Genomic DNA, 26,063 nt, shown 5'->3' on the forward strand with positions numbered 1-26,063 from the left:
TAAATTGTAGCTGTTTTTTTATTGGTAGCTTATTATAAACATAGTAGATGCATTTTAAAAACGCAACCTGTAGTATCCTGTTCGTGGTGTCAACACTATAAAAGCTTAAGAGGCTTGGACAAAGAGATAGAATTCAAAACCATAAGAATATCCCGCTGTTACTTCTCCATAGCATTCTATAGATCAGTTATCTTTTAAAGAACCTTACCTCAGACAGCAGCATCAAGCCGCTCTATTATGCGTATGTTATAAGAATATTGTTCGGGAATGCTAAAGTATCAGCACTATGAAAAACAGACTGCTCTATCTAATCCCTTTACTGTCGATAAAACTTCTGTCAGTCGAAGCGCAAAGTGACCTGCCTTTGGAAAATGCAGAATTCGAGATTCGCGTAATAGCGGATAAACTTAGTGATCCCTGGGAGCTGACCAACGGCCCCGATAATCATTTATGGATAACGGAATCAAAAGGCTATCGAGTACTACGAATCGATCCTGTAAGCGGAAAAAAGCAGTTAATCGCCGACCTTAGCAAGGAAAGAACGTTTCCCCGCTATGATAAAATACCAGACAGAAATGGAAGAAGCATCCCATGGCCACAGGGAGGACTGATGGGGATGGCGCTACACCCATCATTATTAAAATCTAAGCCATTCGTCTACCTTACTTACATCTATGACTACAAAGGAAATCCTGGCAATGTAGATGGTGGCGTTAACGGAGGCGGACACAAGTTCTTGCAGCGCATCGTCAGGTATACCTACGATTTTGAAGAGGAAAAGCTTGTTCAGCCTATCATACTCTGCGATACCATTCCTGCAAGCAATGATCATAATGGCGGCAGACTACTGATCGCACCGGTAAACGGCAAGCCCTACTTATTTTTCAGTACAGGGGACATGGGTGCAGGACAGTTCTCTAATGGTGCTCGGCAAAATAAGGCTCAGAATCAGAATAGCTACGAAGGAAAGATTCTCCGATTCAACCTGGAAGCAGACGGAGACAACGTGGAAGAGAATCAGTGGATTCCAAACGATAACCCATTTAACGGATCGTGGCAAAATGCAGTATGGACAATCGGACATAGAAATCCGCAGGGATTAGCCTTTGCCGACATAGATGGCGAGAAAATATATTCGGTAGAACACGGGCCTTATTCTGACGATGAAATAAACCTGGTTGAAAAGGGAGCAAACTACGGCCATCCCCTCGTAATCGGATACGACGATGGCAATTATAACGGTCTGGCCGCATCTGTTTCCAACAAGGAAGAGTATCCCGGCATTTGGAACACCAGCTATCCCTTAATTAAAGACGAGAAGCAAAACGCCCGGACAGTTGGCAGCACTTACAGAAACCCGATTACCAGTTTTTACCCAACTGGCAACAATTTACTTTCCGAGCTGTATACAAACATTCAAAAGGGGCATAAGCAAGAATGGCAGTCATTCGCCCCTTCCAGCGTAGAAGTATATCAATCTGATGCCATCCCTGGATGGAAGAACTCATTGCTTATTCCAACGTTGAAAGGAGCAAGACTAATAAGGGTACAGTTGGACAACAAGGGGAAAGTGGCAAACAGCACCGTTTATGAATATGTACGCGGGAATGTACGCTACAGGGATCTAGCCATTTCTAATGATGGATTGAAACTTTATGTGGCAGTAGACAGTGCGTTGGTAAGCTCGGGTCCCTCTAAAGAAGATCCTAAACAGGCCTCATATCGAGGAAGTGTTATAGAGTTGACCTATAAAATTCCCAGCGATCAGACAAGTCACGCAACTAAGCCCGAGACCGCAAAGTTGATAAACGCAAAACGCAAAGAAGAAGAATAGAATACTGCTATATAGAATACCGGATTCAACAGACTTCGTCGTAACAAACAAATTTATACCCCTTTTGGGGTATAATTAGTCATTAGCATTTTGAGAATCTCATACAGTGTAGTTTTTAGTCGGTAAAAAGCCTACCTGTAAGCGGATAGTCGCCCTGAGAGTTACTTACTTTCAGATCCAGGTGCCTCCCTCCTCCTGCATCAAAGTAATGAAGGCGAATTTTGTGGTAGCCCTTTCGCAAGGGCATCGAACCTAAAACTTCCATTGGAGCATGCTCACCGTCGTTATCAACGACCAGTTCATCATCGAGATACAATACCGACCCGTCGTCCGACGTTAACTTAAACGTGTAGATATCATCAGCATCGATTGCGATAAATCCGTCATATATAACTCCAAGCTGAGGCTGTGTAGGAAGGGAGCTGACATTGAAACCCTGAAGCAAACCTCGGGAGCTGGTATCGGATATTTGCATTTCTTTAGCAAGGGAAACTTTATCATTAGATGTCAGATAGCCAATACCATTTTTCAGGGGATTCACTAATAACGCCGGTTTAAATGGTTTCTTAATATATTCCGCAGAATATATTGCGCTCTGTCTTCCCGATCCTAATACAAGCATCACTTTTAATACGACAGGCTCATCATCTTTTAAAGCCAGGAGAAAAGGTTTGGTATAATTTTCGCTTGCGTTTGTTGGGTCACTTCCGTCAAGCGTATAATACACACTTGCTCCTTCTACTGTAGGTGAAAGATCGATTAAAACGCTGCTTTTGGTAGTGATTTCATCTCTCAAATTCAAGGGCTCGGGTATGCGGAAGTTAATTCCATCTTGCTCCATAGCTGCTAATCGCATTTTCAGTTTTTCATGGAAGCGGATATAGTTTTTTGCTGAGGCAGCCGACCATCCTATTTCAGATAAAGCCAGGGCACGTGGGAACAACATGTAATTGGCATGTCGTTCGTCACGGATGTTTTCGCACCATAAGTTTGCCTGCACCCCCTTGATATACTGATGCTGTTCTTCACTGAGGGCATCTGACAAAGGCTCGTAGCTATACACCTTTGACAAAGGCAAAAAAGCAGGAAAAGCAGGAGGCTCTGTTGCGGGATCACCCTGGTAATAATCAAGGTAAAAATAAGTGTAGGGACTCATGATTACGTCATGCCGCTGGCGTGCTGCAGCAATTCCACCAATTTCTCCCCTCCAACTCATTACTGTGGCATTCGGTGCCAGCCCCCCTTCCAAAATCTCATCCCAACCAATAATCTTTCGGCCTTTGCTGTTTACGAATTTCTCCACACGCTGCACGAAGTAGCTTTGCAGCTCATGCTCATTTTTTAGACCTTGCTCTTTCATTCTTTTCTGGCATTTGGGACACTCGCTCCAGCGATCTTTTGGGGTTTCATCTCCACCCACATGAACGTACTCTCCCGGAAACAGCGGGATTACTTCAGTTAATACATCCTGTAGAAACAAGAACGTTGAATCGTTTCCAGCACAAAACACCTCCTTCATTATTCCACCGTGCTGCATCACTTTATAAGGGCCTCCCGTACATCCTAAATTCGGGTAAGCGGCAAGCGCCGCTGTAGAATGCCCAGGCATTTCTATCTCCGGTACTACTGTGATGTGGCGCTTTGCTGCGTAGGCTACCACATTCTTCACCTCTTCTTGTGTATAATAACCGCCATAGCGCCCATCTTTGATAAATTTTGAGTTCCTCACATTATCAACCGGTTCACGCCATGCGGCTACACTTTGCAGCTTCGGATATTTCTTTATCTCTATCCGCCATCCCTGATCATCTGTTAAATGCCAATGAAACCTATTTAGCTTATAATGCGCCATGACATCTAAAAACTGCTTTATGTATGATAAGGAATAAAAGTGGCGGCATACGTCGAGCATCAAACCTCGGTAAGCAAAGCGAGGCTCATCTTTTATCATAACTCCTGAAAATGAGGGAAGCTTATCACTCGCCCCGGGTGCCAGTTGCTGAAGCGTCTGTAATGCATAAAAAAGGCCCGCTATATTCCCTGTTAGTCGTATGCTTCTGTTACGTATAGATAATTGATATCCTTCTGAAGCAGCCTTTCGATCTACCTCGATCCAAATAGCAGAAGCCGACGAAGCGCGCGCAGCTTTCAAAGCAAGCTTATAACCATATTTTTCCTTAATAAATTCTTTTAACAGACCTCCCGCATCTTTTGCAGCCTCGCCCGAATAGAATATGACTGTTTTCGGTGAAAGAGAGAAATGCTCATTGACTGTTTCGACTTCCCGAGGTTCAGGAATAATAGAAAGAGAACTTGAGGGCTGCGCTGCTATCGGAGCAGCCCAATAAAGCAGCAGCCCCATTTGGATCAGGGAACGCATCGCTGTTAGCTTAATCATGTACTCTGTTTTTTGCCAGTTTATCTTCATTGGATTATTTTTTATTGGAACCTTTTCCCCATCTAGCGGTTGGAAACAGCCCTGTCTAGATGCACGTATCCGCCGTCCACGTGCACAAGCTAACCGGTTGTATGACTTGATCTTTCGGATAGTAAAAAAACGGCTGTACTTGCAATTTCTTTGGTCGCCGTCATCCGGTTTCCTAAAGGATTATAACTTGGGCGTGACAATCTAAGTAAGCTTGTAAATACGTATACTATTTTCTCCCCAAAGCTTCCGCTTGTTTTCGGCATTCAAAAATGATGTGCAATGCTCAACCACCTCAACTACTTCGCGAAACGAAGCGGCCAGTGTGCAGACAGGCCAGTCGCTGCCAAACATCACTCTATCCGGGCCGAATACATCGAAAACAACATCCACATATTTCTGGAACTGCTTTGGGTTCCATCGTTTCCAGTGAGCCTCTGTAACCAGTCCGGCCAGTTTGCAACTGACGTTTTCATACACTTTGAACTGTTTGATATGTTCTCTCCAATCATCAATCAACTGATCCTTTATAAAGGGTTTAGCTAAGTGATCGAGAATAAACGTTTGATTAGGAAACCGCTTTACGAACTCCAATGCATACTTTAAATGCTTCGGATATATCAAGATATCGTAAGTAAAGCCGAACTTTTCCAGCCCTGAAATACCGTTGCAGAAGTCTTCCCTTAACAGATAGTCTATCTGTTGTTCTGATTGTACAATATGGCGGAACCCTTTCAGCTTCTTGAACTGATAAAAGTATTCTAAACGTTCCGCGATATTATTAGCCCTGAATTCCACCCAGCCGACTACCCCTTTAATAAAATCGTTCTCATCTGAAAGACGTAGCAGATAAGCTGTTTCAGTTTCGTTTTGATCAGCCTGCACAGCTATGCAACCGTCAAAGCCACTCTCTCTTAGCATGGGCTGGACATCAGCAGGGGCAAAGTCATTTCTAATAACCGCCATCTCATCGTTTATCCAGCTATCCCTTACAGGATCATAATTCCAGAAATGTTGGTGACTATCGATTTTCATGAGCTACATTAGTTGTGTTGAGTTATTCACGGCATACATGCTGGCCCTATTGGTTCAAATGTTTTATATCCCAGAACAAATTCTTCATGCCCTAATCTTTCAGATGAAGTCTGTCCAGAAGAAGCAAGGCTTAAGATCTTAGCAACAATCTCTTCTCCTACCTCATCCAGCGTTGCCTCATCGTACAAGATCCGCCCTGCATTTATATCCATGTTTTCTTCCATTCTTTTGAACGTGTCCGGATTTGCGCATACTTTTATTACAGGAGAGATGGCAGAACCGACCACTGAGCCCCGCCCCGTGGTGAATAGAACACAAAGCGCTCCCGATGCGATAAGTTCAGCAATCTCTGAACTGTCGTTCGGATTAGGAAACCCAAAACGCGGTTCTCCGTCGGGTACGATATCCATCAAAAAAAGCCCCTTTCTTCCTGGTATATCCGCTGGCTTTATCATTCCCGAAATAGGTGACTTTCCAGTCTTGCAATAGGCGCCCATCGATTTTTCTTCCTGCGTAGTTAGTCCACCCTCGGCATTCCCTGGAGCAAAGCTGCCGTGTCCCATTATTGAATAGTAATTTGCCGCCTTATAAAGAGTTGCTCTCAGCTCATGCGCGAGTGCGGGGGTTGCCGCCCTTTCGGCTACCATTTCATCAAGGCCTATCATTTCACCAGTATTTTCAAATATCGCTGTTCCGCCGTTCTCTACTATTAAATCGAAAGCCCGGCCCACAGCAGGATTTGCCGTAATACCGCTCGTGGCATCGCTACCGCCGCACACTACCCCTACCACCATATCTTCTGCATAAAATGACACACGCGGGACCCCTTCAAGGTCTTCTAGTGCCGAGGAAATAAACCTGATACCATCAGTAATCGCTTTTTTGGTCCCGCCTGCTGTTTGTATACCAATAAGTTCCACCGGACGACCGCTCTCCTCAATGGTTTTCTTCAGTCGGTTTCGATTAAAGCTTTCGCATCCCAACGATATCAGCAAGACTGCGCCAACATTAGGATGCGTGCACAAGGCGTTCATCATCTTGTCAGCATAAGCGTTAGGGTAGCAACCGGGAAAACCAATAAGGGTTACAGGCTGATCCCGGAAGTGAGACCTGATTTCCCTGCTCACGTGATGAGCGCACTCCACAAGGTACACAACTAACACGACATTACGTATACCCTTTCGACCATCCTGTCGCAGGTATCCCAGCATTTCAGTTTGAATTAATAAATTCATTATCAAGAGTATAGGTTGATAGATAGTCGCTTTTCAGGTTATGGAGGTGTACATGAGTGCCTGCGGGAATATCCTCGGTAGCCGATCCGATAGAAACTCCGAATTTGATAATCTTTTCACCTTTTACTATTGGTCTTGCGGCCACTTTATGCCCGATTCCAAGCATAATGCAAAAATGAATTTCCTGGTCATCTAGTTCTTGCCTGTCTCCAGGCAAGATAGTCTGACTAACGACGTAAATATTATCCGCAGGGTTAATCTTTATCAGTTTATTTTGTGACTTCATAAGAATGTTTAATTCGTTCTTGCAATACAATCGATTTCTACTTTGATGCCTTCCACTAACACAGATTGCACTGTGGTTCGCGCCGGCTTTACTCCAGAAAAATATTCAGAATACACCTTATTAAAAGCGTCAAAATCGGCGATGTCCTTCAAGTGTACAGTACACTTAACAACACTGTCCATTGTACCTCCGGCATTCTCAATAATGGCCTTAATATTATTGAGGGTAAGACGAGTTTCTTCCTCAATTGTACCAAGAACAAAGGTTGAGGTCTTGAAGTCTACTGGCCCTTGACCGCTAACAAACAGCAGTTCACCCGCTTTTAAACCGTCTGAAAAAGCACCACTTACAAAGTTTTCATCTCTGTTAGGATGATCTATTTTTACTTTAGTCATAATATTTTTATATAATGCGGTAAGGTTCATTGCTTATCCGGACACATAACCTGAAGCATAATCACGGATAGCCCTTTTTTTAGAAATTCGAATCTTGCTCCCATAGAGAGCATAGTAAAGGATATACAAGTATGAGGGCAAACATATTAGATAGGCGTTTTGATAGGTCCACTTATCCGCAAGGAAACCGAAGACGAGCGGTATTATAGCGCCCCCAATAATACCCATCACCAGCAGAGATGAGCCCATTTTGGTAAATTCACCGAGGTCTTTAAGTGCCAGAGGAAAAATAGCCGGCCAGAGAAGAGAATTAGCCAGGCCTAAAACTGCTACAAGGTAGATGGAGATGGCTGGCTGCACCAGCACTATTCCAATCGATGTAGCTAGACCGATCAAACAGGAGCATATCAGAGCTGCGCTTTGACTTAAAAAATGCGGGATAAAATTCACTCCCAAAATATAACCGGCCACCATTCCAAAAGAAGCGTACCAAACGTAGTTCTCTGGCGAGGGCAGCTTTAACACTACCGCATAATCATTAATGGTTCCTAAGGCTATTATTTCCACTCCTATATCAAAGAATATTGCAAGAATGCCTAAAAAGAGATGGGGATATCCGAAAATACTTGTCTTTTGATCGCTATGGCTGGCAACGACATCTCCAACATCTTCTCCCACAGCTTTAAGCTCTTTCAGTGGCGAGAAGTATGATGCTATTCCTATCAGAACAAGAAGACCGGCGATAATATAAAAGGGAGCTATAACCTGGGTGAGGCTCACCGCCGTTAAGTTGATATAAGCTGCTAAAATAAACGAAGCCCCTGCAAAGGCCAGCTTATCTGCTATGCCCATTATACAAATTCTCTTAGCGGCACTTTCATGCGGACCGAGAATAGTGACATAGGAGTTCACCGCTCCGGTAAGCAGGGTTTGACCCACGCCGGATATAAATAGCGCGAGTAAAAATAGAGAGAAACTTGCTATTTGGGCGGCATAACCTACCAGGAAAAAACTCAGAGCTAAAATCAGGAACGAAGTTGTTATTCCTCCTTTATAGCCTGTCCTTTTTATGATTATCCCAGACGGAATACCGAAAACGACATACGCCGAAAAGGTCGCGGTCATAATAAGATATGATGTTGCTGTAGAAACATCAAATGCAGTTTGGACAAACGGAACGAAAAAAGCGTTTATTCCAATCGAGAATCCCAGGATCATATACATTGAGCTTATAATAAGCATCGGCATCAGAGGTGTCTTTTTAGTGTAATCCATTTAGTTTTGATTTTTCATTTAATCCTTTGATCCGTGCTGTATCAGTTTTGTTCTGACTTGATTTCTTGTTCCACAAAATCACAATTGATCACCTTTTCTATGAGATCCTGAGAAGTATAATAATATTGATTAGAAGCTTCAAAGCCGATGCGGGAATCTGCACCAGCCAGCTGATACAACTTTCTGGCTATCCTGATTTCCTCCTGCAGCAGATGAAATATCTGTCCTTTTAGCGAGTCCTTTAGGCTTTCAGAAATATCTGTCCTGCGTAGCCTATCTCTGCAGTCTACAAATTTTGCTTGATTTGCCACTGATGAGAAATGCAGGAGTGCTGCCTCCGCAATGCGAAAGTCTTTTATCGTTGCTGCCTTCCGTGCGTGCGAGCTCAACTCTACCGCTTCCTTATACAAACTTATTCCACTTTTCCAGCGATCAACAAGTTTGTCTAACTGAGAAATGAAAACATGCCGGGGATAATTCCCCGCCCAGCTGTTCAAATCATCATACGGAAGACCTACCATAGTGGCCGAGTAATTGCTTGGCTGGGAAAATAGGAGGTTTGCCGGACCAACCTGAAGAGGCGCTTTATAAATAACTTCCGCTGAGAACGGAAATTCACGGAAAGCTTCGCTAAATGCGGTCCAAGCTTTTCTTACAAGTGGCACTGACTGTGCGTCATAATACTTGTGAGCCAGCCGGTTTAAAACCGTATCAATTTCAGCATATGGCTCTTTCGAGAATGCTTCTGCAACCTCGAGATTGACAGAGGGATATCCCCCTAAAGACCAGCTTAGAAGCACACCATCTACGTCCTGCTTTGCAAGTGCCGAGGCATGACTGGCAACGAGATCAGTAACCGGAATCCAAGGAACGGCCGACAACTCCCAGCTATTGTTAAATTGGACTTTTGCAACAGTTTTAAGTCCGGAGTTCTTAGCAATCCTCCAGTTCGTTTTGGCACGATCACCTGGCCCTGATACTGAAATAGAATACTCCCCAACCGATGCGTTTACTCCCCCCCTTTGAAATGGCGTAGCCCATTCGCTTACTGACATGAACCAGACAGATTTGGGCAACTTGGGTATTATTTCCGCAGCTACATGAGACCAGCCCCAATCCCATACAATAACCTTAGCTGCTGGGTTTCCTTCGTGTACGCCATCTGCGATAGTTTTGTTTACACTGGCTATTATATCCGCATACTCCCGCTTGCTGCATCTTGGACAATTTTGCTGCTGTCCGTGAGAAGCACAGCTCGTTAAATTTTCTGAACCCGTAATAGTAAATACACCTCCAAGTCCGGGTAATTGCTTAAAAATGTACGCAAGAGAGTTATGTATCCATTCATTCACATCCTTGTTACTTGTGCACATTGCCCTCAAGTCTCCTTCACCTACCCCTTCCATTTCCGGCCGTGTTCTAAAGAAGTCAGACGGCATCGCCCGGGGTTCATTCATGTATAGATACACATCAATTCCATACTTCTTCGCTCGCTGAACAATTTTCCTGAGGTTTGCAATACGTTCATGGTGCCCCTCCCCAAATTCTGGAAATTTCGGTCCCCCGGGAGCCATTTGATCCAGAACGACATGCATCCACACTCCCGAAACACCTCGCTCGGCAAGTTTGGCCAGCAGCCCTTCGGGATAGGGGTCGACAGAATTATCAATCAAAGGATCTCCGAAGACGCCAAAATATGAGTAAATAAAACGCAACCCCTTGGCACCCTCATCCATTTTAATGGAATAATTCTTTGCAGGAGTCTTGAGATCTTCTATAAAGCTGAATGGCAGCTCTGCACCTTTTTGAAGTCCATTAAAATACCTGTGAACGAGCTCTCTCATCTCCTTTGCACGCAACAATTCTTTCGCCCCCGGAACTTCATATTTAACAGGTGCACAATTCGGCTTCAGATTACCTAACTTGACGAATAGGAAATCGTCATTCTTTAGAGCGCTGTTAAGCTCTTCTACAGACATATTCAACAAGGTTAATAACTGCTCATAAGGAAGCAAGTGCCAGTTTCGTCTAAGCACGGTTATGTACATGTTTTTCTCATAATCTGCAGGGATCTTCTGCGCCCGAGGCAAACCCATAGCCCGGGCCATCGCAACAACATCCTTCCCTCTACAACCGATCGTTTTTGCTATACGTTCTGGCTCTATCAGATTCCAGTTTCGCCAGACTACAGCGAATGCGCGATTGGGAAAGTGCTTAAAGTCAATTGCAGGCGGGTAACTACCACGAGGCAGTTCTGATTGTGCCAGACCATGGGAATTGACTAAAATCCAGGATAGCAGGATCAAAATAACTCGTCTCATTATTGCTGCAATTTTTCTTTTAAGTCCGTTAAAATCATATCCTTAGCTCTATTCCCATACTTCAGAGAAGCATTCTTTGCAGTCTTTGAGTACCACTTTTCTTCGGAAAACAGGTCCATATCAACGGCCTCAGGACAAAAGGCCATCATTAGTGACGTCTCCTGCTCCCCGGCATGGTCTACCGGAAACTCTTCCCGGGCAGCCTGGGACATAAAAGGATGAATGGATATCCAGTTGAAAGGACTCTGATCAATTGCCTGGTCTTCATAATACTCGGCTGATGCTTCGTTACCCCACCAGCCTTCCCCCTGTTCTCTTTCAATGAATGAGAAAATTTCCTGTTTTGCTGCTAACTTAAAGCTTAGGTCAGTAGGCATGCCATGTTCAAAGTTTTCGCACTGGTGGTGTACGAATACATGTATGTTACGAAAGCCTATACGCAATAGGTTGTAGAAGAGCTGCCGTGCAAATGGCTGCAGAATTTCGGCAGCTACATGTATTGTTCCCTTCCGCTCGGGAGGTTCTACAGCGAAACTGCTCGCTCCGTAAAAAAACGGAGGAAGTATTACCAAGGGGATCTCCTTTTCCAATATATCTAGAGCTCTAATTACTAGAAGAGTATCGACCCCAGGCGACAAATGTTCTCCATGGTACTCCAACACGCCAAGTGCTAAAGCAACCGGAGTATTCTTGTCTATCGCTTCCCGTATCTGAGCCGGGAACATCAATTCGTAACGCATATCAATTGTTAGGTATTTCTTAAATTATTCAGGTGTAACTGCTCTAGTTAAAAACGTCGTAAAACAGGGCTATCTCGCTCATATTAACATTGCTTGTATTTCCGTTGGCAGTCCGTTTAACTCTAATCCGGACATAACGTACAGGAGAGGCATGGCTTTCCAGCTCGAACTTCCTTGGACTGACCCCATCGTCATTTCTAACTACCTCCTTCAAGAGCATCCATCCTTTGGATCTCGCATTTTCGGCCCAAACTGGACTATTTGAAGGAACTGTAGGGATAGCGTTGGTTGTATCAGCAATACCCCATACCTCGAACTCTACCGGATTATGACAACATACACGTCCTGTCTCCTCAATTTGTGTTAACCTGTTATAAACCTTACCAAGATCAACAGTGAGTGTGCGGGGGAGAGAGGTGGCATCATCACTATGAAATATATTAGGATAATCCTGGGGACCGACACTTCCATCCCAAAGTTTTTGGATACCAGCTTCTGGTAAGGCGCCCATATCAAATGGAAGACTTACTAAGCGGAATAGGGATTTGTCGCAGGCAGCATTACCAAACACCTTTGGAAAAACTTCAGTCTTTGCTACGGTAAAAGTATCAAGCGCTCCCTTTACAGGAATGTATGAAGAACGATAAGTAATTTCCGTACCCGACTTGAAATCGGTAATAGTTATTGATGAACTCTCTGCCGGCAAAGTTACTTTCGCCGCTTCTCCTGCCGTATTGGTATAATGAATGGTTGTGCCTGTATTGATAATGTTGAGAGTATCCGGATTTGCGAAATTTAACTTGACATGTCCACTGCTACTCACTTCGTACGGATTATCGGCATTGTAAGGCCTGTTTAATAGCTTACTACCATAGTTGGGGCCGTACACTTTAATGTTATTTATTTCTCTCGGAATTGAGCGGTTCCCTTTCCTATTATATGAATATAAGGTGAAAGAATACGGAAACTCAGAAAGTCCTTCTATGATGGTCCTCACAGAATCTTCTTTGCCGTTAACAACAACAACCTGGGAATCTGCGCGGTTATTATAGTAGACGATGTAACCCGTGATACTTGGGTCAGAGCTCGACTTCCATTTAAGTCCCACTCTCAGGTTGCCGGGCTCAGCCACCACATCCTTGACCGTTCCAGGGTAAACTGTCTCCTTGCCTTCAAAGAAATCTCTGAAACTATCATGCTCACTTTTTTTACAGCTGTGAATGATTATAAGTGCTGCGAGGTTAAATATTAAATACTTGAATTTTCTCATAATTTTCATCTTTTAACTAACGATCGGACTATTGAGCCTGACCGAAGAACGTCAATTCCATAACGTGAGCGAAATCACCTCCCGACCACGACTGAGACACCGAAAGCCGCAAATATCTCGCCCTCGGCGCATCAGAAGGTACAATAAACTCAACTCCTGCTTTTATAAAGGCGTTATCAGCTGCATTTGTGGTACCCGGCGATAAACCAGAGGGAGGATCAGGAAACCGGAAGTTTCCCATGTTCACCCAATCGCCCAAAACTGTACCCTCGGGGGCCGATAAAGGCAATTTGACATCGTGCGGTGAAGCGAGGTTGGATCCCCAGAGCGAGAATACCTTTGGATTACCATGACTGAAAGCATACTGATCAGGCCTCGCATATAAAATAAACCGGCTTAACTTGTGTTCCCCCCCTATACCGAACGTGCAACTGTAAGGTCCCTCATTGCCAAACTGTGTATGCCAACCGGTCGAACTAGCCACAGTTTGTCCGTCCCATAAATGATTTACAGACCACGCGGGATAAATGGGGGTATCCGACGGCAGGGTGAATGGGCTAAATCTTTCCTTGTTCAACATTATCTCTAAAAGCGGACTTATTGTCGCTTTCAACGTATCCGAGATATTCCCGTACTTGTCTGTTACATATACACCAAAATTCCTGGGTGTGGTGTCGAATCCTCGTACGCTGTAAGAAATATTTTCCGATTTGGAATAATACTGATCATAAACTTCTACTTCTTGGGTAGCATTGTTGAAGGAGGTTAGCATTATTCCAATTTCTTTTTTGTCGGGGTTCTCCGCCTTGATATGAACGCCCCCAAAATCAGGTTCTAGTACAAATGTCCTCGCCACATTCTGGTAAACCGGCATCTCAGGGTTAACAGTTACCTTCAGCGGATCTGACATCACCATAGCCCGCGTAACGGTATACAGAACCACTTCTGCCGGTCCGGAATTAGCAAAGCCCTCCACTCTGATGGTATCACTATAGTAGGAAGCTTTTGTTTCCCTGGACACTCCATCCCTGATATTGTATTTTGCTACTACATATAGGATATTTTCTGAATTTGGCAGATCATAAATGATGTTAGATCCACCATTAAAATTCTCAATTTTAACGTTACTGATCTGACCGGGCTTAGTCATGTCTGTTGAGGCAGGCATGTTCAGTCCATCGTCAGATTTACATGACGCAATTAGCGACAGGATCCAAAACTTGAAAAGAAGCCCGTACAAATGTCTGTTTATAATCTTCATACTCTTTGATTGTTATAAATTCATTCAACAATTACCACCCTGGATTTTGAACAAGTTTGTCGTTCACTATGAGGTTATAATCTCGGATAGGCCACAAATAGTCCCTTTTATTGAATACCGGGCTGAACAAAATACGAGGCCTGTAATACATTGCTGGTTCTGTTTCGTAAATATTCCACCCCTGCATTGGCTGACTTAATATATTTTGCAACTTCTTCCAGCGTCGCAGATCCCAGCCTGGCTGGCCTTCGAAAGCGAGCTCGATACGGGTCTCCTGATGAATAATCTCCCGCATTCCACTCTGCGATGTAAATTTGTCGGGGTAAAGGGAAAAATTTGTCCAGGCATCAACTACTCCAGCTAGACCTGCTCTTTTCCTTACTCTGTCTATGTATTCCACTACCTCCAGGTAGGGTTTACCTTGTTCGTTTAATATTTCGGAATACAGCAGGTACAAACCAGCTAGTCTGATAACCGGTAGACGAAAATCAGTCAATACATAACCATCATCCTGAACAGACAGATAATTCACCAGCTTTTTAGGCCAGTAACCGGTAATATTCAAACGAATCCTATCCTTTGGTCCGGCAATCGCAGAATTACCCCGGGCCTTTACTACATAAGCACTATTCTGGTTTACTACACCATTACCGAACCAAACTCCACCGTCAAAGGCAAGGTCGGCATAGAATCTCGGCTCTCTGTTAAAATGCGCTTTGACTGTTTCATAACCATTTTCTATATAGAACCTACTTGCGTTATCACCAACTCTCAAGCTGTACCGATTTGCGTAGTCCCATGTCCGGTCTTCATTGATAGGGACCCCATGTTCAGTGTAGAATAGCTCCTGCTGCGCAAGGGGAACAGCAAGAGTCCCGGGATACTGCCTCTCAGATAGTACAGAGGCAGCAGTCAAACGAGGTCCGGAATATGGCTGATACGGAAACACGGGATTTAACGCCCATACCAGTTCGCTGTTAATATCCCACTTTTCAGTAATGGCAGTCTGTAACGTTAGAACTGTCATTAAAGAATCAGAAAGGGTAGTGATATTAGCTGGCGGAATAAAGGTATGCAGCTTAAGTCCAATGGTTTCGCACATTTGGATAGCTTCACGGCAAGCTTGTTCGGCCCTGTCCCATTTCATAGGATCTACGGAAGTACTGAATAACTGCGTGCCTTCATAATCTTTAAAATCGGAATAATCAGGGTTTCCGTTATAAAGCGGGCTGGCTGCTGTAGCCAAAATCTGAGCTTTTACAGACAGCGCGATTGGTTTTGTGATACGACCAAGCTCCTTCGCCTGATCCTGGATGATTAGAGGAAGCCCTGGCACAGCTTCATCAAGTAGTCCTATCATGTAATTAACCACCGAGTCAACCGGAACTCTCTTCACCATAACCTCATCTTCCGAACTATTGATAGGTAGATTAATGTCTATAATCGGTATCGGACCGTATAGCTTAAATAAGTAAAAATGATAATAAGCCTTAAGAAACTTGACTTCTGCGATCCATCGCTCCTTCTCGTCCTGACGAAGATCAACAGGCTTGTCAATATTTTCTAACATGGTATTACATCGTCTGATTGCTCTGAACATGGCGAGCCCGCCCGTCAATCCATCCCAGTAATTAAGCCCGGGCGCAGAGCTGGTTTGAGTGCCCCTGATAAGGTTGAATCCTATCGGCGAAAATCCCTGGTTGTCTGTGAGGTCGTTTGGAAATATTATTTCACCGGACGTTGCAAAACCTACGTCCCATTGGGTATTTGCGAGTTGCTGCACCGTAGAATAACAGCTATAAAGGTAATTCTCAGCCTCATTACGATTTCTAAAGGCATAATCTATCGTTCCGACATTTTCTGGAGTTACATCTAGATATTTCTTACATGATAGAGAAGAGATAACCAGCACCGCCACGCAGATATATTTATAAAGTGATTTCATTTTCAGATTCCGTTAGATTATAGGTTTACGTTAATTCCGACATTAAATACTTTCTGGATAGGATAGGCAAAGCCATTTCCCCCTACTTCCGGATCCCATAGTTTGAAAGGACTGAATGTTAACAGATTTAAGCCATTGAAGTAGATCCGCATCTTTTTTATATTTAATTTTTGGGATACAGATGCAGGCAGAGAATAGCCCAGCTCCACCGATTTCAAACGTAGAAAACTGCCATCACGTAACCACCACGTGCTGGTTTGAGTATTATTTTCGATAGAACCCGCTTCTGCCCCTAGTCTTGGATACAATGCGTAGAGGTTCTGGTTATCTTCAGACCAGTGGTTATCAGCAAATGCTTTCAGGAGCTGAGTGTTTCCTATAAACTGATTGTCGGGACTTTGGATAAATGGAGATGTCCTTGCCGGGTCAATAAAGAATGACACCCTTGCCTGCCCTTGAAAAAATCCCGAGAGATCAAAGTTTTTATAGCCAGCAGATAAACCGAAGCCATACACAACTTGCGGTATGTAGGGATTTCCCAGGAAGGTCTTGTCAGCATCATCAATCCGTCCGTCATGGTTTAAATCGCGGTACTTAATGTCTCCACCTTTTGGTGCCACACCACCAGAACTGAATATTTGTGCCGGAGAATTTGCTGCTTCATTGTCGTCAACAAAAAGACGTTCTGCCAAATAACCATATCCCCTGTTCAGCGTCTGACCTACATTGTACCGATACGCTTCGCGGAAATTAGGTTCTTCGTATTTTTTAAACTCATTTCTGCTATAGGTCAAGTTCCCTCTTGCCGAAATCCAGGATTGGCTATTAAGTGTGTGTCTTCCATCTACCGAAATATCAACCCCTCTCGACCGGACTTTTCCGAGGTTGGCAGCAATAGAAGCTTCGAGACCCATCGTAGTTGGTATAGATGCCCGGCTCTGTAGTATATCAAACTTATCATTTTGATATACCTCAGCAATTACGTTAAGTTTTCTGAGAAACGTAAATTCCAAACCAAGGTTCACCTGCCTTGACGTCTCCCATGTAACATCGTTATTTTCATAGTTATTGATACTTACACCTGGCCTGTAGTAAGCGTTATTAACTCCAAAATACGCATAGTTACCGCCTGCCAGGTTTACATCCGATACGTAAAAGAAGCGTTGTGCACCGATTGCATCATTACCGACCATACCATAGCTTCCACGCACCTTAAATCGCTCAAAGACATTAGCCATGTCTCCCCAGAACTTTTCTTGAGAGACTATCCAGGATGCTCCGATTGTAGGGAAGAAGCCGAACCGATGGTGTTTCGAAAATCGTTCTGAACCATTATAGCCGAAATTAAATTCAAGAAAATATTTGTTCTTATGAGAGTAGGTTGTTCGTCCTGCTAGGGTCAGATTTCGAAAGGGTAAAGCGTTGAGTAAAGTAGGGGCATTAGCATTCAGCGATTGTTGCCTGGTACCAATCAAAGACGCACTTATATTATGGTTTTCCCCTAAAGATCGATCATAGTTTAGAACCCCTTGTAAGTAAACGAATGTACTGAGTGTGCTGGCACCGGGAGAATAACTCAGATATTCCTGAGCCTGTCCTGGCTGACTATTCAGCCAGACTAAAGAGTATTGATTTGTTAGCTTATCATAATTAGCGTGAGTGTAGTAAAACGGATTATAGTACATTTGAGACTCAAACCGGGAATACCTGTTTGTGCTAAATATCCCATGAAAATTAAGACCTTTTGTCAGAAAGTCGAATTTCTGATTTAATTCGAGTTGGGCAAGCATTCTTGATTCAGAATAATTCTTATGACCCGAAAGCAGATAAGCGTAAGGATTGACATAACTGGTTCCGTTAGCACCGGCCACATTCCCAAATAAAATATGGTTGGTATTCCGGTTGGCCTCATCCGGTAAATGGTAAGCAGGGAAGGCTACCGGACTAGTATGCATAGCCAGATTGTATAGATCTGTTGAAAATGAAGCATCGCCGGTACGCGGCCCATTGTATTCATTAAATGTTCCAGATAACCTGACCACAAGCTCCGTCGATTTAGTAACGTCGATGTTTACATTCGAGCGAAGCTGGTAATTTTGAAATTTAATATTGCTGTTGTTATTGTTCCGAGAGTCCGATTTCAAAATCCCGTTATCATTGCTATATGATCCAGCCACGTAATAGCGTGCTACACCGCCACCGCCCTGAACACTTAGATTAGCTCTCTGCGTGCTTGTCTGATCTTTGAAAAGCATGTCCATCCAATCTACCGCGGGATATATGTAAGGATTGCTTCCAGGCGCCCCATTGAGGGTAGCTTGGGTGTTTAAAATCTGGTTCTGTGTATATGGTAAAGGATTTAGTGAATTCCTCGTTTGTGTAGCCTCATTGTGAAGTCTCATGTAAGTGATCGGATCTGCCAGTTCGAGATTCTTTGCTGATTGCGACACTGAATTTTCCAGCCGGAAATTAATTTGGGCACGTCCTGTTTTTCCCTCCTTGGTCTTCACCAGAATAACCCCATTTCCCCCTCGGGCACCATATAAAGAGGTAGCACTGGCATCCTTTAAGATAGAGAAACTCTCTATGTCATCCACATTTAAGCGTGCCAGATCTGAGGTCGTCAGCTCAACGTTATCAATCAGGATTAAGGGATCCTGCTTGTAACCAAAGGTTGTCACACCTCTGATGAAAAAGCTGGCATTGTCCTGCCCTGGCTGTCCACTCGATTGATATGCAATCATACCAGCAACCTGGCCAGCTAAGGCTGTGGTAAGGTTGCTGGCTGGAGTTTTCAAGTTCGACGGACTAACAGTAGTTACTGCACCTACCAAAGATTCCCGTGTCTGTTTACGGCTATAAGCCGTAACAACAACCGAGCTTAGCTCAGTCAGCGACTCTTGTAGAACCACCTTAATTGTACGTTCGACTGCGGGGACCTCCACTCGTTTTTCGACATAGCCAATAGACGTTATCCGAAGAAAACTCCCTGGTATAGCCTCCAGGACAAATTTTCCGTTCGCGTCCGTAGCAGTGCGGGGGCCGTTCCCGTCTACAGGTCCGACTGCAGCTCCAATAACGCTTATACCAAGAGAATCGGTAACCGTTCCTACAATATTTACTTTCTCCGATTGTGCCAGGGCTTGCTCAGCAAAAACTTCAAGCACCCCGATAATAACCAATTGAGCAACCCACTTGACAGAATACTTGTAAATCAGAAGGCGCCCGAAGGTTTTGTAGAGTTTTCTCATAATTCGTGATGATTGGTATTTTAAAAGTTATTATTGTCCTTACTGCTTTGTTATTGATAAAGCTATCCACTTGAACGGACGGATAAAATACACGATACATCTAGAAAAATACACTATTCGATTATTTACACATAGAGAAATCTCGCTAGCGCCCACGCTGACAATTTAATTGCGATTCAACTTTTCTTCCATGCATTATTCTATTAATTTAGTATAGAACCATAAGCAGCGATTTCAGAGCTGCGCATTAGAAGTTCTAATGTAATCCTCTACCGCTGTCGGCGGACTTTAAATAAATACGTATAAATAACCAATAATAAATTCGTTGTATGGGAACAGGATCTGACATATATAGAAAGCCGAAAATCAGAGACGGCTTTGAAGGTGAAAAAGTAATTTATATACCAGAAAAAATTGTCAAAGAAGCTAAAGATAAAACACAAGAACTGTTTCATATCTATATAACCCAGATTGGATTCTTTCCAAAAGCCGCCCACCACTTCAGAGAACGGGAAACTGGCTGTCGGGAAAACATCCTTATCTATTGCGTACAAGGAAAAGGTCATTGCATACTAGATAATAAGCAATATGAAATTGGCCCAAATCAGTTTATTCTAATACCTGCAACAAATAAATACGTCTGCTATTGGGCAGATGAGCTTTTTCCATGGACGATTTATTGGCTGCATTATTCAAGCGACAAAATAGAGGTTATCAATAAATCCCTAAACATTGAGATTTCCAATGCGCCCGCCACTATTCCGCCAAACGAAAATTCGATAAGGATCTGGCAAAATATTTACAAAACATTAGAAATGGGCTATAGCCATGAAAACTTGATCAGCGCTTCATTTTCTCTTTCATATTTGCTGGCGACTTTCCTGTTCCCTGAAAGACACGCTGATGATCATTACGAAGGAGACATCATTACGAGAACTATTGAACATATGCGGAAAAACTTACATACCAAGCTTACGGTTGAAGAAATGGCCTCCAAAAACAGGCTATCGGCATCGCACTTTTCTTGCCTTTTCCGGAAAGCCACAGATATGCCACCTATGGATTACTTCATTCACTTGAAAATGCAGAAAGCCTGTCAGCTTCTATATTTGGGAACAGACCATGTGAAGGGAATCTCGATGGAACTCGGCTATGAAAATCCGTACTACTTTTCCCGCATATTTAAAAAATACATAGGAACGTCACCAAAAGAATACCGACAAAAAAACAAGATAATCGGTTAATCTTTTTTACTAACAATACGTTTAGCTATTTTCGCTGCTCCAGTTCCTGAATGCTGATCGATATCATCTTCCCGATAGGTTTGTTATCCCGATAAGAGATCGCCCTAAACAAATCCGATCCGCGGGGAATCGCTAATTGACTGCCATACTTAGAAGACGACATATCGGGATAGCTGCCATCAAATGTGTAGTAAATATCAAGGTTATTCACCTCTGACGACAGATCGATCTTAATCGTACCGGGCCATGGCATCTTGACGGATTTAATTATCGGATCGTACATACTGGTAGCGTAGTTTACACCAGCAATATCGAACCGTTTAAAATTCCGCTCAACCCTGGAAACAAAATCATCCCAGTTTTTTGCATCTTTCTGCGACCAGAAGGTTTCTGCCAATGCAAATGCTCTTGGCCATGTCATATACTCCGCATGGCGGGAGGTTGGAACCGATTCAGTCCACAAGTTGCCCTGCCCCCCAAGTATCAGCTGGGGATTAACTCCTTCAGGAACCACCTCGAGGTCATAAGAAGTCTTCAAACGAAGCATGGAATAAGTAGGTGGCTCCACAACAGGATCTCCTTGATACAAATCAAGGTAGCAATGGCTTTCCGGACTCATCACAACATGATGATTCATTTTCGCAGCTGCCGTACCACCTTCCATTCCCCGCCAAGACATCACTGCCGCTTCCGGTGCAAGTCCTCCTTCTAGTATCTCATCCCATCCCATTAACTTCTTTCCCTTTGCTTTCACGATCTTTTCCATGCGCTTAATGAAGTAGCTCTGCAGCTCATCGGTGCTTTTCAGGTTTTCGTCCTTCATTTTTTTGATACATTTTTCACAGTCTGCCCAAAAACCTTTATAGCATTCATCCCCTCCAATGTGTATATATTGACCCGGAAACAATTCAGCTACTTCCGAAATCACTTTATCCATAAATAAATAGCTCGATTCATTGCCAGCACAAAGGGCATTATCTTCCAGAGTATAAAACTTGTTTCCTACATTCACCCTGAAATTTCCACCCGTACAGGAAAGTTCAGGGTAAGCCGCCAAAGCCGCCATACTGTGACCGGGAACATCAATCTCAGGTAACACAGTGACGTAACGCTTAGATGCATATTCAACAATATCTTTCACATCTTCCTGGGTATAGAAACCGCCGTAGCTGGCTGCTTCTCCATTATACTGGGGATCTCGCGTCCACCATTTTCCCATACGTGCTGCCCGCCAAGCTCCAATCTCTGTAAGTTCAGGTAAATTTTTTATTTCTATCCGCCAACCTTGATCATCTGTAAGATGCCAGTGAAAAACATTCATTTTGTATTTTGCCAGCTGATCGATATACTTCTTTATAAACTCTTTAGAAAAGAAATGACGGCTGACGTCGAGCATAAGGCCGCGCCAGCTGAACCGAGGGTAATCAATTATCTGAGCACAGGGGATAGACCAATCCCTGACTACCGTTGAGCCACTCTCTATTTCCTCAGGAAGCATCTGCATTAAGGTTTGCATGCCATAAAACAGGCCGGCAGGCTCATTAGCCAGAATGCTTATACGGCTAGGTGAGATTGCAAGAATGTACCCTTCCTTGTTTAATTCTGAAACAGGCTTAGTATTTAGAGAAAGTTCAATAGTAGATTTTCCTGAACCCGTACTTTTAAAAGTATAGCCAGTCGGAGACTTTAGCATAGTTGCAAAAAAGCTTGCAACATCATTGGAGGCATTGCAAGTACCTTTAATTACAGTAGAAGATAATAACTTAAATATACCGGAACGCACCTCGACCTTAGCAGGTTGTGGGATTATCTTAACAGGCAGCACCGTCCCATAAACCGATGAAGAAACAAGCGTAAGACAGAAATAAAATACTAGGTTAAATTTGAATTGATGCGCGGACATATGAGCTATTTCCATTTTTAAGTTCATTGATTCGTCAGTAGAATATCTTTGACCCGTTCCAGAAATGCTAAGGATATCTACCACCTGATACGGTAAAGCTAGCCGATTAGAAAGAGCATTTGAATACACAAAACCACTAAAAAACTACATTATCTTATTTTCTGTTAGGCCAGAAGTGAGTTATGGAGGTATTTGAAACTTACTGCTAATGCATGAAGAGCCTCAAAATTGCAATCTAATTATCTCAAAACAAAGTGTCAGATAGTTTGAAAACGTGACGGGCAAACACAATATTTTATGGTAAGGAAGAGCTCTGATTAGTTCCAAAAAAACGTAGCGGCTCAACATCAATGTACTATTGCCACCCTGATACCCATGATAAAGTAGGTGGGTTGATGAGCAAGTCGACTATCAACACATCTCCCTCAGCTATCTCCACTTTAAACTACTAAGAATATTTTTTTATTAATAATTTCTGCATTAACCTACTTTTTTGCTTACATTGTCACTTATTAGTTACTCACTCAGAAAAATTGGTTTTACTTTAAAGAGGTAGTCACATGGGAAAGGTAAGGTCTAAAAAATCACCAACCGGGAAATCCGGTGTTAGTGTAGGTAATTACTCAAGTAGCAATATGGACGGCAAACGACACGACGAAATTCCTTAAAACCTATGAAAATAGACTAACGCTACTCTAAATAGAATTACTCTCTATTTAACTTCTGATTCAAAATTTCTTCAACAAAATCGAAATGCACTTATGAATCATTGTCTATTTATTGAATAAATTCCCGAATGACTTGACCCAAAATAGATGTAATGGTCAACATTTGATTTTCAGTAAATAAACAACTCATTCCTCTCTTCCTGTTTCTGTTCTATTATTCTCTGTACAGGCATTTCGACAAGCGTACTCCAGCACTGCTTTGATGTCATCGGGTGTTAGACCCGGGATACGTTCTCTTACGCATTTTAAAATATCGGTCTATGGAATGGATTATTCAAACGTTTAGGGGATATCCTGAACTCGCAGTTTTTCTTACCCTCTCACTGGGTTATTTAATTGGCGGACTCAAGTACAAAAATTTCACGTTGGGAACTGTCACCAGTGTTCTATTGGTTGGAGTGCTGGTGGGGCAGTTTGACATACCTATCTCTCAGGATGTTAAGTCTGTATTCTTTCTTCTATTTCTCTTTTCTGTCGGTTATAGCGTTGGCCCCCAGTTTTTTGGAGGCTTAAAGAAAGATGGTTTACCACAAATGTTTTACGCCGCCATTGTCTGCGTTCTATGCCTGATTTTCCCCTATCTGATAGGCAGATTTATGGGTTACGACATGGGCTTAACTGCTGGTATGCTTGCTGGATCTCAGACTATCTCAGCCGTCATTGGTGTCGCATCAGACACCATTGAGAATATGGATTTACCTGCTGACCAAAAGACAGACCTCATCAACAAGATCCCTGTAGCATACGCCGTTACTTACATTTTCGGGACTGCCGGGTCAGCTTGGATTCTGGCATCACTCGGTCCAAAATTACTAGGTGGCAACCTTGTTCAAATAGCCAAAGAACTAGAAGTTAAGCTCGGAGGAGATGCCGTTGGTGACGACCCTGCGATGACTTCTGCATACGATAGGGTGCTGTATAATGCTTACAAAATATCGGCTCAATCGTATGCGTGTAATAGAACTGTAGCAGAAATCGAGGCGGAACTGGAACGAAGAGGCAGGCGATTATTTGTAGAACGCATCCGAAAAGGCAAGGAGATCTCATATGTAACCCCCGACACCGTTGTCCACGAAAATGACGTGATTGCTTTAGGCGGCCGCAGGGAATACATGATGAATTACGTGGCGGTGAATGAAACAGAAATACTCGACTCGGAACTTCTGAATTTTCCTGTCGAGGTCCTCAGTGTAATGATCGTGAAGAAGGAAGTACAGAATAAAACGCTGGGCGAGCTCACTGCAATGGGATACATGCATGGCGTGGTCATCCGAACTTTAAAAAGGTCAGGTATTGAAATGGGGGTGTTGCCTAACACTAAACTTTATAAAGGAGATATGATCGAGTTGGTTGGTCATAAACAAAACGTTGACCTGGCCGCAGCTAATATTGGCTACCCAGACCGTCCCACCAATACCACCGATATGATCTTCGTTGGCATGGGAATCGTGATTGGCGGACTTGTTGGCGCTCTTTCATTAAGGGTCAGTGGGGTTCCTATTAGCTTAAGCACGAGTGGCGGGGCGTTAATTTCCGGACTGGTCTTTGGTTGGCTCCGGGGTCAGCACCCTACGTTTGGCCGGATTCCTGAGCCGGCCTTATGGGTTATGAATAATGTGGGCCTGAATATGTTCATTGCGGTTGTTGGCATTACTGCAGGACCAAGTTTTGTAGAGGGCTTTAAGGAGGCTGGCTGGGGACTGTTTATTGCAGGCGCGCTGGCAACCTCTTTACCGCTAATAGCAGCAATTCTCTTAGGACGGTATGTTTTTAAATTCAATCCCATTATCACACTAGGCTGTGCAGCCGGGGCACGTACCACTACAGCTGCTATTGGAGCTATTCAAGACGCAGTACAAAGCAAGACCCCGGCGTTAGGCTATACCGTCACTTATGCCGTTGGTAACACCCTCCTTATCATATGGGGAGTAGTCGTGATTATCCTTATGAGTTAGGCCCTTAATCAAATATTATTTTAAAACACCTATGTTATGACAACAAACATTTCTAAAATCAAGATCTCAAGGAGCGCTCAGAAAGAGCTTGAGAGCATGAGCCCTTTCGAGATTAAAAATGAACTCATCCAACTTGCCGATGAAAGTGCACAGAAATCGACGGGAATGATGCTCAATGCAGGCCGGGGAAATCCGAACTGGATTGCTACCGTACCTAGAGAAGCCTACTTTTTATTCGGGCAGTTTGCGTTGGATGAATGTAGAAGGGTAATGGACGTAGCAGGCGGAATGGCCGGTATTGTAGAGGAGAAAACAGGAATCGCCAATCGGTTCGAATCATTCCTGGCGGAAGTCAAAACTAGTCCCGGTCGTGACCTATTAAAAAAGACATATGAATATGGCATCAAGCAGCACCAGTTTGACCCTGATGCATGGGTAAGGGAAATGGTGGAGTCCAGTATGGGATTTAATTATCCTGTTCCTGATCGCATGCTTTCGCATATGGAGCCTATAGTACAAGATTACCTCTTACAGGAAATGTGCGCCGGCAAACCGCCGAAAGGAAAATTCGACATCTTTGCCGTAGAAGGCGGAACTGCTGCTATGTGCTATATTTTTGATTCCCTGGTCAAGAATTTTTTGGTCAAAAAGGGAGAAAAGATAGGCCTGCTGGTACCCACCTTTACGCCTTATATCGAAATGCCGCACCTCGATCAGTATAACTTTGAAGTCGTCAATATTATTGCCTCAACGACTGCCAAGAACGGATTTCATACCTGGCATTATCCGGATTCTGAACTCGATAAACTGAAGGATCCTGATATAAAGATCGCTTTTGTGGTCAATCCAAGTAATCCACCTTCAACCGCACTTCCGGCAAAAAATTTAAAACGTATTGCAGACATCGTAAAAAATCATAACCCGGGTCTGATGGTGGTTACCGATGATGTATACGGTACT

17 protein-coding genes and 1 pseudogene are annotated in these 26,063 nt (G+C 43.5%); 4 read left to right on the forward strand and 14 right to left on the reverse strand.

Annotation, left to right across the window (positions count from 1 at the left end; translation table 11 throughout):
- The first annotated feature begins 286 nt into the window (after positions 1-286).
- Positions 287-1,834, forward strand: a complete 1,548-nt coding sequence (locus ACKI5J_RS10475; RefSeq protein ID WP_407429230.1) for a PQQ-dependent sugar dehydrogenase — start codon at positions 287-289, stop codon at positions 1,832-1,834.
- Positions 1,835-1,949: 115 nt separating this feature from the next.
- Here ACKI5J_RS10475 and ACKI5J_RS10480 read toward each other — a convergent pair whose 3' ends face one another.
- The 13 genes and pseudogenes from ACKI5J_RS10480 to ACKI5J_RS10540 all read right to left on the reverse strand — a co-directional run bounded on the left by ACKI5J_RS10480 (position 1,950) and on the right by ACKI5J_RS10540 (position 19,273).
- On the reverse strand, positions 1,950-4,232 hold the full coding sequence (locus ACKI5J_RS10480) for a family 20 glycosylhydrolase (RefSeq protein WP_407429232.1): 2,283 nt from the start codon (positions 4,230-4,232) through the stop codon (positions 1,950-1,952).
- Between the two features lie 119 nt (positions 4,233-4,351).
- Positions 4,352-4,441, reverse strand: a pseudogene (locus tag ACKI5J_RS10485) (short-chain dehydrogenase); the annotation flags it as partial.
- A gap of 22 nt (positions 4,442-4,463) precedes the next feature.
- Complete coding sequence (locus tag ACKI5J_RS10490; protein ID WP_407429234.1) at positions 4,464-5,294, reverse strand: amidohydrolase family protein; 831 nt, start codon at positions 5,292-5,294, stop codon at positions 4,464-4,466.
- Positions 5,295-5,320: 26 nt separating this feature from the next.
- A complete protein-coding gene (locus tag ACKI5J_RS10495; protein WP_407429236.1) occupies positions 5,321-6,529 on the reverse strand; it encodes a UxaA family hydrolase in 1,209 nt (402 codons plus the stop codon).
- Entirely contained in the window at positions 6,507-6,815 is a 309-nt protein-coding gene (locus ACKI5J_RS10500; RefSeq protein WP_407429238.1) for a UxaA family hydrolase, read from the reverse strand. The genes ACKI5J_RS10495 and ACKI5J_RS10500 overlap by 23 nt, the downstream gene beginning before the upstream one ends.
- An 8-nt stretch (positions 6,816-6,823) precedes the next feature.
- Positions 6,824-7,210 carry a RidA family protein gene (locus tag ACKI5J_RS10505; protein ID WP_407429240.1) on the reverse strand — a complete coding sequence of 129 codons (387 nt, stop codon included), beginning with the start codon at positions 7,208-7,210 and terminating at the stop codon, positions 6,824-6,826.
- A gap of 33 nt (positions 7,211-7,243) precedes the next feature.
- Positions 7,244-8,485 carry an MFS transporter gene (locus ACKI5J_RS10510; RefSeq protein WP_407429242.1) on the reverse strand — a complete coding sequence of 414 codons (1,242 nt, stop codon included), beginning with the start codon at positions 8,483-8,485 and terminating at the stop codon, positions 7,244-7,246.
- A gap of 41 nt (positions 8,486-8,526) precedes the next feature.
- Complete coding sequence (locus ACKI5J_RS10515) at positions 8,527-10,806, reverse strand: hypothetical protein (RefSeq protein ID WP_407429244.1); 2,280 nt, start codon at positions 10,804-10,806, stop codon at positions 8,527-8,529.
- Complete coding sequence (locus ACKI5J_RS10520; RefSeq protein WP_407429246.1) at positions 10,806-11,546, reverse strand: creatininase family protein; 741 nt, start codon at positions 11,544-11,546, stop codon at positions 10,806-10,808. The genes ACKI5J_RS10515 and ACKI5J_RS10520 overlap by 1 nt, the downstream gene beginning before the upstream one ends.
- A 43-nt stretch (positions 11,547-11,589) precedes the next feature.
- The gene (locus ACKI5J_RS10525; RefSeq protein WP_407429248.1) at positions 11,590-12,816 is read right to left on the reverse strand and encodes a DUF4998 domain-containing protein; all 1,227 of its coding nucleotides are present in this window, start codon (positions 12,814-12,816) and stop codon (positions 11,590-11,592) included.
- A gap of 28 nt (positions 12,817-12,844) precedes the next feature.
- Positions 12,845-14,077 (reverse strand): DUF5000 domain-containing lipoprotein, encoded by a 1,233-nt coding sequence (locus ACKI5J_RS10530; RefSeq protein WP_407429250.1) that lies wholly within the window; start codon positions 14,075-14,077, stop codon positions 12,845-12,847.
- Positions 14,078-14,108: 31 nt separating this feature from the next.
- A complete protein-coding gene (locus ACKI5J_RS10535; RefSeq protein WP_407429252.1) occupies positions 14,109-16,022 on the reverse strand; it encodes a RagB/SusD family nutrient uptake outer membrane protein in 1,914 nt (637 codons plus the stop codon).
- Positions 16,023-16,039: 17 nt separating this feature from the next.
- On the reverse strand, positions 16,040-19,273 hold the full coding sequence (locus tag ACKI5J_RS10540) for a SusC/RagA family TonB-linked outer membrane protein (RefSeq protein ID WP_407429254.1): 3,234 nt from the start codon (positions 19,271-19,273) through the stop codon (positions 16,040-16,042).
- A 329-nt stretch (positions 19,274-19,602) separates the two neighbouring features.
- On the opposite strand from ACKI5J_RS10540, the gene ACKI5J_RS10545 reads away from it, so the two are divergent.
- On the forward strand, positions 19,603-20,517 hold the full coding sequence (locus tag ACKI5J_RS10545) for an AraC family transcriptional regulator (RefSeq protein WP_407429256.1): 915 nt from the start codon (positions 19,603-19,605) through the stop codon (positions 20,515-20,517).
- Between the two features lie 25 nt (positions 20,518-20,542).
- On the opposite strand, the gene ACKI5J_RS10550 is transcribed toward ACKI5J_RS10545, so the two are convergent.
- Positions 20,543-22,342 carry a beta-N-acetylhexosaminidase gene (locus ACKI5J_RS10550; RefSeq protein WP_407429264.1) on the reverse strand — a complete coding sequence of 600 codons (1,800 nt, stop codon included), beginning with the start codon at positions 22,340-22,342 and terminating at the stop codon, positions 20,543-20,545.
- 1,066 nt (positions 22,343-23,408) lie between these two features.
- Between ACKI5J_RS10550 and aspT the strand changes: the two genes are divergently transcribed.
- Positions 23,409-25,103 (forward strand): aspartate-alanine antiporter, encoded by a 1,695-nt coding sequence (gene aspT / locus ACKI5J_RS10555; RefSeq protein ID WP_407429258.1) that lies wholly within the window; start codon positions 23,409-23,411, stop codon positions 25,101-25,103.
- Positions 25,104-25,139: 36 nt separating this feature from the next.
- A partial coding sequence (locus ACKI5J_RS10560) for a bifunctional aspartate transaminase/aspartate 4-decarboxylase (protein ID WP_407429260.1) occupies positions 25,140-26,063 on the forward strand: 924 nt, incomplete at its 3' end.

It is taken from the genome of Arcticibacter sp., from assembly GCF_045629565.1.
In the GTDB taxonomy this organism is placed as follows: Bacteria; Bacteroidota; Bacteroidia; order Sphingobacteriales; family Sphingobacteriaceae; genus Arcticibacter.

Excerpts from the sequence above, each read along its gene's own strand:
- ACKI5J_RS10495 (WP_407429236.1), bottom strand. The coding sequence starts at position 6,529 with ATGAATTTATTAATTCAAACTGAAATGCTGGGATACCTGCGACAGGAT.
- ACKI5J_RS10530 (WP_407429250.1), bottom strand. The coding sequence starts at position 14,077 with ATGAAGATTATAAACAGACATTTGTACGGGCTTCTTTTCAAGTTTTGG.
- ACKI5J_RS10490 (WP_407429234.1), bottom strand. The coding sequence starts at position 5,294 with ATGAAAATCGATAGTCACCAACATTTCTGGAATTATGATCCTGTAAGG.
- aspT (WP_407429258.1), top strand. The coding sequence starts at position 23,409 with ATGGAATGGATTATTCAAACGTTTAGGGGATATCCTGAACTCGCAGTT.
- ACKI5J_RS10510 (WP_407429242.1), bottom strand. The coding sequence starts at position 8,485 with ATGGATTACACTAAAAAGACACCTCTGATGCCGATGCTTATTATAAGC.
- ACKI5J_RS10515 (WP_407429244.1), bottom strand. The coding sequence starts at position 10,806 with ATGAGACGAGTTATTTTGATCCTGCTATCCTGGATTTTAGTCAATTCC.
- ACKI5J_RS10525 (WP_407429248.1), bottom strand. The coding sequence starts at position 12,816 with ATGAGAAAATTCAAGTATTTAATATTTAACCTCGCAGCACTTATAATC.
- ACKI5J_RS10535 (WP_407429252.1), bottom strand. The coding sequence starts at position 16,022 with ATGAAATCACTTTATAAATATATCTGCGTGGCGGTGCTGGTTATCTCT.
- ACKI5J_RS10475 (WP_407429230.1), top strand. The coding sequence starts at position 287 with ATGAAAAACAGACTGCTCTATCTAATCCCTTTACTGTCGATAAAACTT.
- ACKI5J_RS10505 (WP_407429240.1), bottom strand. The coding sequence starts at position 7,210 with ATGACTAAAGTAAAAATAGATCATCCTAACAGAGATGAAAACTTTGTA.
- ACKI5J_RS10500 (WP_407429238.1), bottom strand. The coding sequence starts at position 6,815 with ATGAAGTCACAAAATAAACTGATAAAGATTAACCCTGCGGATAATATT.
- ACKI5J_RS10520 (WP_407429246.1), bottom strand. The coding sequence starts at position 11,546 with ATGCGTTACGAATTGATGTTCCCGGCTCAGATACGGGAAGCGATAGAC.
- ACKI5J_RS10545 (WP_407429256.1), top strand. The coding sequence starts at position 19,603 with ATGGGAACAGGATCTGACATATATAGAAAGCCGAAAATCAGAGACGGC.
- ACKI5J_RS10540 (WP_407429254.1), bottom strand. The coding sequence starts at position 19,273 with ATGAGAAAACTCTACAAAACCTTCGGGCGCCTTCTGATTTACAAGTAT.
- ACKI5J_RS10480 (WP_407429232.1), bottom strand. The coding sequence starts at position 4,232 with ATGATTAAGCTAACAGCGATGCGTTCCCTGATCCAAATGGGGCTGCTG.